We start from the raw sequence: 13687 nt of genomic DNA, 5'->3' as shown, positions 1-13687 counted from the left end.
AATCGACCAGATTTGTAGACACTAGCTCTAAATATCCAACGATGCAGTTTCAAAATTATTCACTTTTCGGACTAAAAAGTGAACTAAACAATGTACAAAGTATTAAAGTTACGATACCTGTGGCAAAAACCTTTTTCAAAATTAAAAGGATATGGGCAATACTTAAAATTTCCAGCGAAAAGAATATCAGATGGTGAATGAGTACCATCAAGGCCAAAAGGGTTACCCTTTGGATATTTGTGGTATTCTTAAAGCTGAAATTCTGAAATTCGTAATTGACCCCAAAGCAGAAACGCATCAGTACCGGTCGGGCATATGCAATAGTCAATGAAGCCAGCGCATTCAAGGCCATTGTGTCGGAAAAAATATCGATAATGAAGCCTAGCAAGAAGGCTATGATCATAAATAGGGCACGGTTGCCCTTTATGGGGTACCAATAAAAAAAGATCACATAGACCATTGGATTGATGAAACCCATAAAATTCAGGTTGTTGAAAATCAGGACCTGGGTCAAGATCAATAACACAAATCTGAATATGTTAATTAAAATCGTGCTATTCATTTACGGTTCTGTTCTCCAATTCCTTGATTTCTTCCTTATTTCGGTTCTCTATCAGATATACATTTTTGATGTTGGCCATGTCGTTGAACAATTCCACATCAATATTGTAAAAGCTACGCGAGACGTTAAGGTCGTATTTTTTGATGACCCCAATAGGGATGTTCTCCGGAAATATGCTGGACATGCCCCCCGTAACAATGGTATCGCCCACGACCAATGGCACCAATCTGGGAATATCTATCAATTGCGCCGTGGTGTAATTCTCGCCGTTCCAGATCAAAGACCCAAAATAGTTGGTGTTCTTGATCTTGGCATTGATGTTGGATTTGGTGTTGAGCACACTCTGCACGGTGGCAAAATTTTTCGATACATTTTCAATGATTCCCAAAATACCTTTGGTGGTGATCACGCCCATATCCTGTTTTACACCGTCATTGCCGCCTTTGTCTATGGTGAGATAGTTTCGGGGCGATGAAAAACTGTTCTTGATGAGTTTGGCACTTAGCACCCCATATTCCAAATAAGTGGAGTCTAGGGATGGAATGGTATCAAATTCGGTGTTGAAAAGCATTCTTCTCAACTGTTCATTTTCTTCTACCAATCTTTCGTTTTCCTCACGTAGCCCAAAATAAGATGAGATGTCGTTTCCGGTACCATAAACATTTCCGGAAAGCCATCTGGAAGAATTGAAGAATTTGGATTGATGGTAGGAATGCGACCTGAAGGTCATCACCAACGAAATAAGCGCAAGAAAACTATAAAGAAAAGCATTTCTGTAGCGTAAAATAAAGTTGATGATGCGTTGCATGCAATCGTATCGTTAAGTAAGGTTTTGAATACCTATAAAGTAACAGAACTGTTCTAAAACAGGACTATTTGATCAAAATACTTTTATAGCGCTCCAAGTTTTTAAGGGCGATTCCCGTACCACGTACCACGGCCCGCAAAGGATCTTCTGCAATATAAACAGGAAGATCGGTTTTTTGGGACAATCTTCTATCCAAACCTCTTAGCATGGAACCACCTCCGGCCAAATAGATACCGGTATTGTAAATGTCAGCAGCCAATTCGGGTGGTGTTTGTGATAAGGTCTCCATTACAGCATCTTCAACCCTTAATATACTCTTGTCCAGTGCTTTGGCAATCTCCCTGTAGGAAACCTGTACTTGCTTGGGCTTTCCGGTAAGCAAATCACGTCCTTGAATGCTTTTGTCATCTGGGGGGGATTTCAAATCTTCCGTAGCCGAACCGATCTCAATTTTAATGGCTTCTGCGGTGGTTTCTCCCACATATAGGTTGTGTTGGGTACGCATGTAATAGATGATGTCGTTCGTGAAAACGTCCCCCGCAATCTTTACCGATTTGTCGCATACGATGCCTCCAAGCGCAATTACGGCAATCTCTGTGGTACCACCACCGATATCCACGATCATGTTCCCTTTGGGCTGCATGATGTCCAGACCAATACCAATGGCAGCGGCCATGGGCTCATGGATCAAATAGACTTCCTTGCCATTTACACGTTCGGCGGATTCCCGAACGGCACGCATTTCCACTTCGGTAATTCCTGATGGGATACAGATGACCATACGAAGGGCAGGCGGGAACCATTTCTTCTTAAGTGCAGGAATGCTCTTGATCATCATGTTCATCATCTTCTCCGAAGCATCGAAATCGGCGATCACACCATCTTTCAAAGGTCGTATGGTCTTGATGTTTTCATGGGTCTTCCCCTGCATCATGTTGGCTTCGCGGCCCACCGCGATTATTTTTCCTGATACGCGGTCCCTTGCCACAATGGAAGGACTGTCCACAACCACTTTGTCCAAGTGGATGATCAGGGTGTTTGCAGTACCAAGGTCGATTGCGATCTCCTCGGTCATGAAATCAAAAAATCCCATACAAAAGCGTCTATTTCGGATTAACGGTAAAAATTATCGGCTAAAGTACTAAAATTAATGTTTAAAATGTCTAGTACCTGTCATGACCATGGCCATTCCGTTTTCATTGCAATAATCGATGCTCAATTGGTCCTTGATGGAACCCCCTGGTTGGATCACGCTTTTGATGCCGGCCTTGTCCGCAATCTCCACACAATCAGGGAAAGGGAAGAAGGCATCACTGGCCATAACGGCACCATTTAGGTCAAAATTGAAGGACTGTGCCTTTTGGATGGCCTGGTTCAAAGCATCGACCCTGGAAGTCTGACCCGTACCGCTGGCACAAAGCTGTTTGTTCTTGGCCAAAACAATGGTGTTGCTCTTGGTGTGCTTGCACAATTTGGATGCAAACAAAAGATCCTCGATTTCTTCAGTAGTTGGTTTTTTATCGGTGACAGGGGTCAAGTCTTCCTTGGTATCGGTTTTGGAATCCTTTTCCTGAACCAAAACACCGTTCAAACAAGTGCGAACCAAAGTTTCGGGAAGCTCTATTTCGTTCTGAACCAAAATAATCCTGTTCTTTTTGCCTTTCAAAATTTCCAATGCCTCGTCGGAATAGCTGGGAGCGATGACCACTTCACAGAAAAGGTCGTGGATTTCTTCTGCAGTAGCCTTGTCAATTTCAACATTCGAAATCAAAATACCTCCAAATGCGGAAACGGGATCTCCTGCCAACGCATCCACATAAGCTTGTTTTATGGTACTTCGCGTGGCCAGACCGCAGGCATTGTTGTGCTTTAGGATGGCGAAGGTGGGGTCGTCATGTTTAAATTCCCCGATAAGGTTGACGGCTGCATCCACGTCCAATAGGTTGTTATAGGAGAGTTCCTTGCCGTGCAACTTGGTGAACATGGCATCAAAATCGCCAAAGAAATATCCTTTTTGGTGCGGGTTTTCACCATAGCGCAATATTTGGCCCTTGGTCTCGCTGATCTTTAACACCGCTTCTTCTTGGTCCTTGTTGAAATAATTGAAAATGGCGGTGTCATAATGGGAAGAAACATTGAACGCCTTGGTGGCAAATCGCCTGCGCTCTTCCAAAGTGGTGATGCCATTTCCTTTGGAAATGATTTCCAAAAACTCGGCATAATCTTCCATGGAGGAAACGCAAAGTACATCCTTGAAGTTTTTGGCGGCTGCCCGTATGAGGGAAATGCCACCGATATCTATTTTTTCAATGATGTCCTGCTCGGAAGCACCACTCGCCACTGTTCTTTCAAATGGATATAGGTCTACGATCACAATGTCCAATTGCGGAATATCGAATTCCTTCATTTGGGCCACATCGCTTTCATTGTCCTGTCTGTTCAAGATCCCTCCAAAAACTTTAGGATGAAGGGTCTTTACACGTCCACCCAAAATGGAAGGGTAGCTGGTCACGTCTTCAACCGGCACCACATCAATGCCAAGATCACGGATAAAGGTTTCGGTTCCTCCCGTGGAATAGAGGGTTACCCCAAGTTGGTCCAGTTTTTTTACGATGGGTTCCAGACCATCTTTATGAAATACGGAAATCAGTGCAGCGGAGGCTTTTTTGGCAGTCATCTTCTGTGTCTTAGAATCAATTTAATAAGCGCACAAAATTACCCCTTTTGTCAAGAAAAAGCAGAACGGTTTATCAACAAAATCGTAGAAGTTTTACAGAATTTTGGCCACCTCTCGGTTCACGAATTCCAAAAAGCGTTCATCGGCTTCCGTGAAGGGGTCTGGGGTGTTGGAGTCAATATCGATTTGCCCCACATTTTCACCATTCACAAAAAGGGGCACCACTATTTCCGCTCTAACGGTAATGCTGCAGGCGATATAGTTGTCCTGAGCGGCTACATCGGGTACCACAAAATTCTGGTTGCTCACAGCCACTTGACCGCAGATACCTTTTCCAAAGGGAATAATGGTATGATCGGTTGGTGCACCGGCATAAGGACCCAGTTTCAATTCCTCTTTGTCGCCGTTCCTAAAATAAAACCCTACCCAATCATAGTAGGCTACTTCATTCCGCAATAATTCGCAGATTTCACCCAAACGGGTTTCAACAGATTGGGATGTATTCTCAAGGATTTTTAACACTTCGGGCTCCAAAGATGTAAGCATGGTATTCTTTTTTTGCAAATGTATTGAATTGGTTTTTTGTTCGACAAATGAAGTGGAAATTACCATATAGAGACATAAACTTCTGTTAAGCAAAGCAATAAATGTTAATATTTTGTAGTTTTGTAGTCAAATGAAGCAGATTTTCCATCGATTCATATCATCACTAATGGCCATTTTGGTCTTGGCCTCTACCGTTTCTTGGACGGTGGACAAGCATATTTGTATGGGCCGGGTGATGGATGTTGCCCTGTTTTCCCATGCGGATGACTGTGGGATGACCAAGGATATGGAAAAAACCTGTTGTGACGATGAATCCTTTACGATCCAAGGGCAACATGACCTGAAAATCACCTTTGATGATTTTAGTCTGGACCAACAGTTCTTCATTGTAAGCTTTGTGCATACCTATTTCCATTTTGTTGAAGTAGACGAGAAGGAACCTAATCATTTTAGTGAGTACAACCCCCCACCGTTAATACGGGATGTACAGGTTCTGGACCAGACTTTCCTTATTTGATTTAACATAGATTGACCCATTCCCGATCCTTATGGTCGGGCTAATGCGTTTACGCACTTTTTTCACTCGTTCTATTGTCTAAATCAAATTTTTATGCTGAACAAAAGCATCAAATTTCTAATCGAAAACAAGCTGGTAGCCATTTTACTGCTTGTGCTTTTTTTGGGATGGGGAACCGTGAACACTCCTTTCAATTGGGATACGGGATTTCTACCCAGTGATCCTGTTGCGGTGGATGCCATTCCGGATATCGGAGAAAACCAGCAGATCGTATTCACGAAATGGCCTGGTCGCTCACCACAGGATATTGAAGACCAAATCACCTATCCCCTGACCACATCTTTACTGGGAATTCCGGGGGTTAAGACCATCAGGAGCTCTTCCATGTTCGGGTTTTCGAGCATCTATATCATTTTTGATGAGGATGTGGAATTTTATTGGAGCCGAAGCCGTATTCTGGAAAAATTGAACTCCCTCCCCAATAACCTGTTGCCCGACGGCGTAAACCCAGCTTTGGGACCCGATGCCACGGCTTTGGGGCAGATTTTTTGGTATACGTTGGAAGGTCGTGACATAGATGGCAATGTAACGGGAGGTTGGGACCTTCAAGAACTGCGTAGCGTTCAGGATTACTATGTAAAATACGCCCTCTCCTCAGCTTCCGGGGTGTCCGAAGTGGCTTCCATCGGTGGGTTTGTTCAGGAATATCAGGTGGATGTAGATCCTGAGTTGATGAAACAGTACAAGGTGGGACTGGCGCAGGTTGTAAAAGCGGTGAAACAGAGCAATCGTGACATTGGGGCCCAAACCTTGGAGGTCAACAAGGCAGAATATTTGGTCAGGGGATTGGGGTACATCAAATCTATAGAAGATATTAAAAATGCTGTGGTCACTTCCACCGATTATACTTCGATTCGTGTAAAGGATGTGGCCCATGTTTCCTTGGGTCCTGCCATACGAAGGGGCATTTTGGACAAGGAAGGTGCGGAGGTCGCTGGCGGTGTGGTAGTTGCACGATATGGGGCCAATCCGTTGGAGGTCATCAACAATGTGAAGGAAAAGATCAAGGAATTGAGTGCGGGGTTACCTTCCAAACAACTGCAAGATGGAAGAACCTCACAATTGACCATCGTGCCTTTTTATGATCGTACCGAACTGATTCAAGAAACATTGGGTACCTTGAACGAAGCCCTGACCCTTGAAATTTTGATCACCATTTTGGTGATCGTGGTGATGGTATTTAACCTAAGAGCTTCTGTTCTGATCTCGGGATTGCTGCCCGTTGCAGTGCTCATGGTTTTTATCGCCATGAAATATTTTGGAGTGGATGCCAACATCGTGGCGCTATCCGGTATTGCCATTGCCATTGGAACCATGGTGGATGTGGGTGTGATTTTGTCCGAAAATATCATTCGGCACATGGATGAGGATGATGGTAAACTATCTATCAACGAATTAGTCTACAATGCCACTTCCGAAGTTTCGGGTGCCATTGTAACCGCAGTACTTACAACAATCATCAGTTTTATACCGGTTTTCACCATGGTAGGTGCAGAGGGGAAATTGTTCCGTCCGTTGGCCTTTACCAAGACTATGGCGTTAACAGCATCCATTATCGTTGCCCTGTTTCTGATACCGCCGTTTGCTGCCATTATTTTTAAGAGGAACGATCGTAAACCGATTTTTAAACATATATGGAATGGCTTGTTGATCGTGTTGGGATTGTTGGCAATCATATTCGGTTATTGGCTTGGATTGATGTTGATTGCCTTTGGGATTTCTGGGATTTTGAGTTTGAAGGAAGTTATCAGCAAAAAGCAATGGAACATCCTTAATGTTGGGATAAGCATTGCCACCATTGTTGCTCTTTTGGCTACCTATTGGAGACCTTTGGGATTCCATAGGAGCATTGCCATCAACTTGATTTTTGTATCGCTGATCTGTGGGGTGTTGTTGGGTATTTTTTATCTGTTCAGAACCTATTATCGTCGCATATTGACCTGGGCATTGGAGAACAAATTGATGTTCTTGTCCATCCCGACCGTAATCGTGGTCTTTGGAGTATTGATCATGCGCAACACGGGTCAAGAGTTCATGCCCTCCTTGAACGAAGGTTCTTTCTTATTGATGCCCACCTCCTTGCCGCATGCCGGGGTTGAGGAAAACAAACGGGTATTGCAGCAATTGGACATGGCCGTGGCCACCATCCCCGAGATTCAAACTGTGGTAGGCAAAGCGGGAAGGACCGAATCGGCTTTGGATCCGGCACCCCTTTCCATGTATGAAAATATTATTCAGTATAGATCAGAATACCAAAAAAATGAGGCAGGAGAACCACAAAGGTTCAAAGTAAACAGGGATGGTTACTTCGAACTAAAAGACGGCAAATTTGCCGCCAATCCAAATTTGGAAGTGACGCGGGAAGAAAAGTATAAGGATTTACACGTTGCCGAACCCCTTAAGATCGATAGGGCACTTTTGATCCCTGATACGGATGGGGAATACTTTAGGAACTGGCGCCCCGAAATCAAGAGTCCGGATGATATCTGGAACGAAATTGTAAGGGTAACCAAATTGCCAGGAGTTACCTCTGCCCCCAAACTACAACCGATTGAAACCCGTTTAGTGATGCTCCAAACTGGAATGAGGGCCCCCATGGGAATCAAGGTAAAGGGGCAGGATTTGAAGGAAATTGAAAATTTTGGACTTCAATTGGAATCTATTTTAAAAGAAGCCAATGGAGTAAAGGACGAGGCCGTTTTTGCAGACCGCATTGTGGGTAAACCTTATTTGATGATCGATATTGATCGTGAAAAATTGGTGCGATACGGACTGGTTATAGAAGATGTACAGCAAGTTCTTGAGGTGGCCATTGGCGGCATGTCGCTTACCCAAACCGTTGAGGGGAGGGAACGATATGGGGTCCGTGTCCGTTACCCTAGGGAATTACGGGAGAACCCTACCGATATTGGGAACATTTATGTTCCAGTTGCCAAGGGAAGCCCTGTTCCCTTAAGTGAACTGGTGACCATTAAATATGAACAGGGGCCACAAGTGATTAAAAGCGAGGACACCTTTTTGGTAGGCTACGTTCTTTTTGACAAACAAGATGGTTTTGCCGAAGTGAATGTGGTGGAAAATGCCCAAGCCAAGATCCTTGAGAAAATAGAAAGTGGGGAATTGGTGGTGCCCAAGGGTATCAGCTATAAGTTCACAGGTACCTACGAAAACCAGTTAAGGGCCAAGAAAACGTTATCCGTGGTGGTGCCATTGGCCCTGTTGATCATTTTCTTGATCCTCTATTTTCAATTCAGGTCTGTGGCCACCTCGTTGATGGTTTTTTCGGGGATTGCCGTGGCCTTTGCGGGCGGTTTCATGATGATCTGGCTTTATGGACAGGAGTGGTTCCTGAACTTCAGCTTTATGGGTGAAAATGTTAGGGGCCTATTCCAGATGCATACCATCAATTTGAGCGTGGCCGTTTGGGTCGGATTTATAGCTCTTTTTGGTATTGCTACGGATGATGGGGTGGTCATGGCCACCTACCTTACCCAAACCTTTGCGAAGAACGAACCGGAATCCATTAAAGGTATTCGGGCTTCCGTTCTTGAGGCCGGGGAGAAAAGAATAAGACCTTGTTTAATGACAACGGCCACCACCATACTGGCTTTATTGCCGGTGCTCACCAGCACAGGCAGAGGGAGCGACATCATGATTCCCATGGCCATACCTAGCTTTGGCGGTATGTTGATCGCATTGATCACCCTTTTTGTGGTCCCAGTGCTCTTTAGTTGGAAAAGTGAGTTACAACTTAAAATGCAACAACGATGAAAAGAACAATCATGATATCGTTTTTTGTTTTGATGGCCATGGTCTCGAAAGCACAGACCCTGGAAGCCTACCTTCAGGAAGCGGAGTTGAACAGTCCCGTAATTCAAGCCATGGAACTGCGGCACACCATTGCCTCGGAAAAGGTGAACGAAGTCAATACACTGCCCAATACCACAATCGGTGCGGGATATTTTGTGAGCGAACCCGAAACCCGAACCGGTGCACAGAGGGCCCGCTTTTCGGTTTCCCAGATGTTGCCCTGGTTTGGGACCATAACCGCAAGACAAAATTATGCCGGTTCCATGGCGGATGCAGAGTACACCGAACTGGTAATTGCCAAACGAAAATTGGCGTTGTCCATAGCTCAATCCTATTACACTTTGTTTGGCATACAGGCAACACAAAAAGTGTTGGATGAGAATATTGCCTTGTTGAAAACGTACGAAAAGTTGGCCTTGACTTCCGTGGAAGTGGGGAAGGCTTCGGCAGTGGATGTGCTTAAACTACAGATTCGTCAGAACGAACTCCAACAAAAGAAACAAGTTTTGGACCAACGGTATATGGCCGAACAGGCGGTCTTCAACAATCTATTGAACCGGGACGAAAGTATTTTCGTCGAAGTCGTGGACGACATGCAAATTCCTGCGGAAGATGTTTTGTTCGACAAAGAAGATCTGTCCTTGAACCCCGAACTTTTAAAATACGATCAACTATTTGAATCCGTAGTGCAATCCGAAGTGCTCAACCAAAAGGAAAATGCCCCAAGTTTTGGCGTTGGGTTGGATTATATTCCCGTGACGGAGCGCCCCGATATGGTGTTCAGCGACAATGGAAAGGACATCTTAATGCCCATGGTCACCCTTTCCATTCCCATTTTCAACAATAAATTCAAGTCGGTCAGCAAGCAGAACGAACTGAAACAAAAAGAAATTGAGTTTCAAAAAGAAGAGCGCTTGAACGTGTTGGAGAATGCCTACGCGAAAGCGGTATCCCAGCGCAACGAAGCCAGAATTTCCTTTGAAACCCAAGCACAAAACCTAAAACAGGCCAAGGATGCTGAGGAAATCTTGATCAAGAACTATGAAACGGGCACCATCAATTTCAATGATGTGCTGGATATCCAGGAATTGCAATTGAAATTTCAAACCAATCAAATACAATCCGTGCAGCTGTATTACATGCAATCTACCATCATTAATTATTTAATCAACAAGTAAATTTAATTTTAACAGACATGAAAACAAACATCAGAACAATCATCGGAATCGCATTCGCATCTGTATTGGTACTAACGGTATCCTGCAAAGGCAAGGCGGAAGAGAACAAAGAACCCGCTGTGGAGGAAACCATGGATCACGATATGGACCACGGCAACGATCAAATGAACCACGAAATGGACAGTATGGACCACAAAGACCACGATATGGGTGAAATGGGCACTGCCGATAAACAGGGGAAAGAATACACCTCCAAATATGTTTGCCCAATGCACTGCGAAGGGAGCGGTAGCGATGCTGAGGGAAAATGTCCGGTTTGTGGAATGACCTACGTATTGAACGAAGATTACCAAGAAGGGCACGGCGAAAACTAAAAGACACATTTGGCTCCTTAAAACCTGAACCATGCGTATAAAGGTCAAAAATATGGTCTGCAACAGATGCAAGAGCGTTCTGAAAAGTGAATTTCAGAAAGAAGGCATCGAGGTGGTGCAAATTGATCTGGGAGAAGTTCGGTTTGCAGATGGAGCCGAAGCAAAAAAAGAGCGTATTCGAGAGATTCTGATCCAAAATGGCTTTGAATTGATCGCCGATTTGAATGAAACCATCATTGTGGACATCAAAAAACATTTGATCGAAGCTGTTGAAAATGGCATTTCACAGAATCTCTCGACATACCTATCAGAAAAGATGAACAAAGAGTACTCAATGCTGAGTAAATTGTTCAGTGCGAAAGAAGGATTGACCATTGAAAAATATTTTATCCTTCTGAAGATGGAAAAAGTAAAGGAGGAGATTCAGATGGACAACAAAACCTTTTCTGAAATCGCCTATGACCTGAATTACAAAAGCAGCAGTCATTTGGCAAAACAGTTTAAAACCGTAACGGGAATGTCGATGTCCGAATACAAAAATGTACAGGATTGGAACAGGAAATCCTTAGATCAAATTGTATAAAAGAAACCCAAAATTGTAAAAATCCTCCAAGCTGCGATCAACTAGTTTTGAAATAAAAAAACAAACAAGATGAAGCATACCTATCACATACACGGAATGAGCTGTAACGGCTGCAGAAGCCATGTTGAGAAAACCCTTTCCAACGTGGATGGAGTGCAAGCGGTAGAGGTGAACTTGGAGAAGGCCGAGGCTACGATAGAAATGGGGGAGCATATTCCCTTGGAAACATTTGAAAAGGCATTGGAGAACGATGGTGGTGGGTATACCATACATATGCCCGGCCATCACCACCATGAGCCAAAAAAAAAGAATGATCGGCCGGTCAAGGGTGGAACGGGCACCTTTTATTGTCCCATGCGCTGCGAAGATGACAAAACGTACGACCAACCGGGTGACTGCCCCGTATGTGGGATGGATTTGGTGGAAGAACAGAACATAACCTCGGGTTCCAAGGAAAAATGGACCTGTCCCATGCATCCCGAAGTGGTGGAGGATGGGCCTGGTTCCTGTCCGATCTGTGGTATGGATCTCGTAGCGATGAAACCCGAAGCCAGTGCAGAAGAGAAGACCTATAAAAAACTGCTGAAAAAGTTTTGGTTGGCCGTTGGATTTACCTTGCCCATTTTTTTGATCGCCATGAGCGATATGGTGCCCAACAACCCTTTGTACCAGGCCATGTCGCCCAAATATTGGAATTGGGTGCAGTTTGCCTTGTCTTTGCCTGTGGTATTTTATGCTACATGGATGTTTTTTGAGAGGGCCTACCGGAGCATCAAAACGTGGAACCTGAACATGTTCACCCTCATCGGAATTGGAGCCGGGGTCGCTTTTGTGTTCAGTATATTGGGGCTGTTGTTTCCTGATTTTTTCCCAGATCAATTCAAAGACGAATCCGGTGCGGTGCATGTATATTTTGAGGCCACCACCGTTATCCTCACTTTGGTATTGTTGGGTCAATTGTTGGAGGCTAGGGCTCATAGTAAAACCAATAATGCGGTAAAGGAGCTATTGAAATTGGCTCCCAATAAGGCTACCAAAGTGGTGGATGGTGAGGAACAGGAAGTCCATATCGACGCGATAGAATTGGGGGACATCCTTAGGGTGAAACCAGGTGAGAAAATTCCCGTGGATGGGGTCATAACAGAAGGGGAGACATCTGTGGATGAATCCATGATCACTGGGGAACCCATCCCAGTGGAAAAAACTGTGGATGACAAGGTAAGCAGTGGAACCATTAATGGTAACCAAACCTTTTTGATGAAAGCCGAGAAAGTGGGCAGCGATACCCTACTTTCCCAGATCATCAATATGGTAAACGATGCAAGTCGAAGCCGCGCACCCATCCAAAATTTGGCAGACAGGGTATCTGCCTATTTTGTGCCAACGGTGGTCCTTATTTCAGTCATCACTTTTGCGGTATGGGCCATTTGGGGACCACAGCCCCCCTATGTGTATGCCTTGATCAATGCCATTGCGGTGTTGATCATTGCCTGTCCATGTGCTTTGGGTTTGGCTACCCCCATGTCCGTAATGGTCGGTGTGGGCAAAGGGGCCCAAAACGGGGTGTTGATCAAGAATGCCGAAGCCTTGGAAAAAATGGCAAAGGTAGATACGTTGATCGTGGATAAAACGGGAACCATCACAGAGGGCAAACCTACTTTCGACCATTTTGGAAATTTTGGGGACGACTACTCCAATGAGGAATTGCTCCAATACCTGATTTCGGTCAATGCCAATAGTGAACATCCCTTGGCGCAGGCAACCGTCAAATTTGGAAAAGAAAATAATATTGGAATTTTAAAGTCTAAGGATTTTAATTCAGTAACCGGCATGGGGGTCGAAGGTGTTGTGGACGGCAAAAAAGTGCTGCTGGGCAATACTAAACTCATGGACAAAAACGGAATTGAGATTACCCAAAAAATGAAGGATGAGGTTGCCAAATCCCAAGAGCAAGGGAAAACAATATCCTATCTTGCTGTGGATGGCAAATGTCGAGGCTATGTAGCCATTGGGGATAAGGTGAAGGAGACCAGTGCCAAAGCGATCAAAGCGATTCAGGACAAGGGCATTTCCGTGATTATGCTTACTGGTGACAACAAAAATACAGCGGCTGCCGTGGCGAAGGAACTCAACTTGGACGATTTTAAGGCAGAGACCTTGCCCGAGGACAAAATGAAGGAAGTGGAACGTCTACAATCCGAAGGAAAGATTGTGGCCATGGCCGGGGATGGCATCAACGATGCCCCTGCATTGGCAAAAAGCGATTTGGGCATTGCCATGGGCACCGGTACCGATGTGGCCATTGAAAGTGCCATGATCACTCTGGTCAAAGGCGACCTTCACGGTATTGTAAAAGCAAGGAACCTCAGTGAAGCGGTCATGAAAAACATCAAGCAGAACCTGTTTTTTGCCTTGATCTATAATACGATAGGTGTGCCGGTGGCAGCAGGGGTGCTCTATCCTTTTTTTGGAATCCTGTTGTCACCAATGATTGCCGCACTGGCCATGAGTTTCAGCTCGGTATCGGTGATAGGCAATGCATTGCGCTTACGAACAAAATCAATTGATTAAA

11 protein-coding genes are annotated in these 13687 nt (G+C 44.6%); 6 read left to right on the top strand and 5 right to left on the bottom strand.

Translation table 11 applies throughout. From position 1 onward, the window contains the following. Nucleotides 1-55: 55 nt before the first annotated feature. The 5 genes from GTK07_RS13020 to GTK07_RS13000 form a co-directional block, all read right to left on the bottom strand. Nucleotides 56-478, bottom strand: a complete 423-nt coding sequence (locus tag GTK07_RS13020) for a rod shape-determining protein MreD (RefSeq protein ID WP_313790811.1) — start codon at nt 476-478, stop codon at nt 56-58. A gap of 76 nt (nt 479-554) precedes the next feature. Beyond that, entirely contained in the window at nt 555-1370 is an 816-nt protein-coding gene (gene mreC, locus GTK07_RS13015) for a rod shape-determining protein MreC (protein ID WP_163635682.1), read from the bottom strand. 64 nt (nt 1371-1434) lie between these two features. After that, nucleotides 1435-2463 (bottom strand): rod shape-determining protein, encoded by a 1029-nt coding sequence (locus GTK07_RS13010; RefSeq protein WP_163635681.1) that lies wholly within the window; start codon nt 2461-2463, stop codon nt 1435-1437. A gap of 54 nt (nt 2464-2517) precedes the next feature. After that, on the bottom strand, nt 2518-4047 hold the full coding sequence (gene purH, locus GTK07_RS13005) for a bifunctional phosphoribosylaminoimidazolecarboxamide formyltransferase/IMP cyclohydrolase (protein ID WP_163635680.1): 1530 nt from the start codon (nt 4045-4047) through the stop codon (nt 2518-2520). Nucleotides 4048-4140: 93 nt separating this feature from the next. Continuing rightward, nucleotides 4141-4593, bottom strand: coding sequence for a GAF domain-containing protein (locus GTK07_RS13000; protein WP_163635679.1), 453 nt, complete (start codon nt 4591-4593; stop codon nt 4141-4143). A gap of 130 nt (nt 4594-4723) precedes the next feature. Here GTK07_RS13000 and GTK07_RS12995 point away from each other — a divergent pair, with 130 nt between their 5' ends. From GTK07_RS12995 to GTK07_RS12970, 6 genes are all read left to right on the top strand, one after another. Then, nucleotides 4724-5110 (top strand): HYC_CC_PP family protein, encoded by a 387-nt coding sequence (locus GTK07_RS12995; protein ID WP_235932870.1) that lies wholly within the window; start codon nt 4724-4726, stop codon nt 5108-5110. Nucleotides 5111-5203: 93 nt separating this feature from the next. Continuing rightward, the gene (locus GTK07_RS12990) at nt 5204-8941 is read left to right on the top strand and encodes an efflux RND transporter permease subunit (protein ID WP_163635678.1); all 3738 of its coding nucleotides are present in this window, start codon (nt 5204-5206) and stop codon (nt 8939-8941) included. Continuing rightward, complete coding sequence (locus GTK07_RS12985; protein WP_163635677.1) at nt 8938-10158, top strand: TolC family protein; 1221 nt, start codon at nt 8938-8940, stop codon at nt 10156-10158. Before GTK07_RS12990 ends, GTK07_RS12985 begins: the two co-directional genes overlap by 4 nt. A 17-nt stretch (nt 10159-10175) precedes the next feature. Further along, nucleotides 10176-10532 (top strand): heavy metal-binding domain-containing protein, encoded by a 357-nt coding sequence (locus tag GTK07_RS12980; protein ID WP_163635579.1) that lies wholly within the window; start codon nt 10176-10178, stop codon nt 10530-10532. A 31-nt stretch (nt 10533-10563) separates the two neighbouring features. Then, a complete protein-coding gene (locus tag GTK07_RS12975) occupies nt 10564-11115 on the top strand; it encodes a helix-turn-helix domain-containing protein (protein WP_163635676.1) in 552 nt (183 codons plus the stop codon). 69 nt (nt 11116-11184) lie between these two features. Further along, entirely contained in the window at nt 11185-13686 is a 2502-nt protein-coding gene (locus GTK07_RS12970) for a heavy metal translocating P-type ATPase (protein WP_163635675.1), read from the top strand. Nucleotide 13687 lies beyond the last annotated feature (1 nt).

It is taken from the genome of Flagellimonas sediminis (assembly GCF_010500845.1).
GTDB classification, from domain to species: Bacteria; Bacteroidota; Bacteroidia; order Flavobacteriales; family Flavobacteriaceae; genus Flagellimonas; species Flagellimonas sediminis.
This window is presented reverse-complemented; position numbering and strand designations above follow the sequence as displayed.

Bases quoted from the DNA above. Each gene is read 5' to 3' on its own strand.
- GTK07_RS13020 (WP_313790811.1), bottom strand. From the start codon at position 478: ATGGGTTTCATCAATCCAATGGTCTATGTGATCTTTTTTTATTGGTAC.
- mreC (WP_163635682.1), bottom strand. From the start codon at position 1,370: ATGCAACGCATCATCAACTTTATTTTACGCTACAGAAATGCTTTTCTT.
- GTK07_RS13010 (WP_163635681.1), bottom strand. From the start codon at position 2,463: ATGGGATTTTTTGATTTCATGACCGAGGAGATCGCAATCGACCTTGGT.
- purH (WP_163635680.1), bottom strand. From the start codon at position 4,047: ATGACTGCCAAAAAAGCCTCCGCTGCACTGATTTCCGTATTTCATAAA.
- GTK07_RS13000 (WP_163635679.1), bottom strand. From the start codon at position 4,593: ATGCTTACATCTTTGGAGCCCGAAGTGTTAAAAATCCTTGAGAATACA.
- GTK07_RS12995 (WP_235932870.1), top strand. From the start codon at position 4,724: ATGAAGCAGATTTTCCATCGATTCATATCATCACTAATGGCCATTTTG.
- GTK07_RS12990 (WP_163635678.1), top strand. From the start codon at position 5,204: ATGCTGAACAAAAGCATCAAATTTCTAATCGAAAACAAGCTGGTAGCC.
- GTK07_RS12985 (WP_163635677.1), top strand. From the start codon at position 8,938: ATGAAAAGAACAATCATGATATCGTTTTTTGTTTTGATGGCCATGGTC.
- GTK07_RS12980 (WP_163635579.1), top strand. From the start codon at position 10,176: ATGAAAACAAACATCAGAACAATCATCGGAATCGCATTCGCATCTGTA.
- GTK07_RS12975 (WP_163635676.1), top strand. From the start codon at position 10,564: ATGCGTATAAAGGTCAAAAATATGGTCTGCAACAGATGCAAGAGCGTT.
- GTK07_RS12970 (WP_163635675.1), top strand. From the start codon at position 11,185: ATGAAGCATACCTATCACATACACGGAATGAGCTGTAACGGCTGCAGA.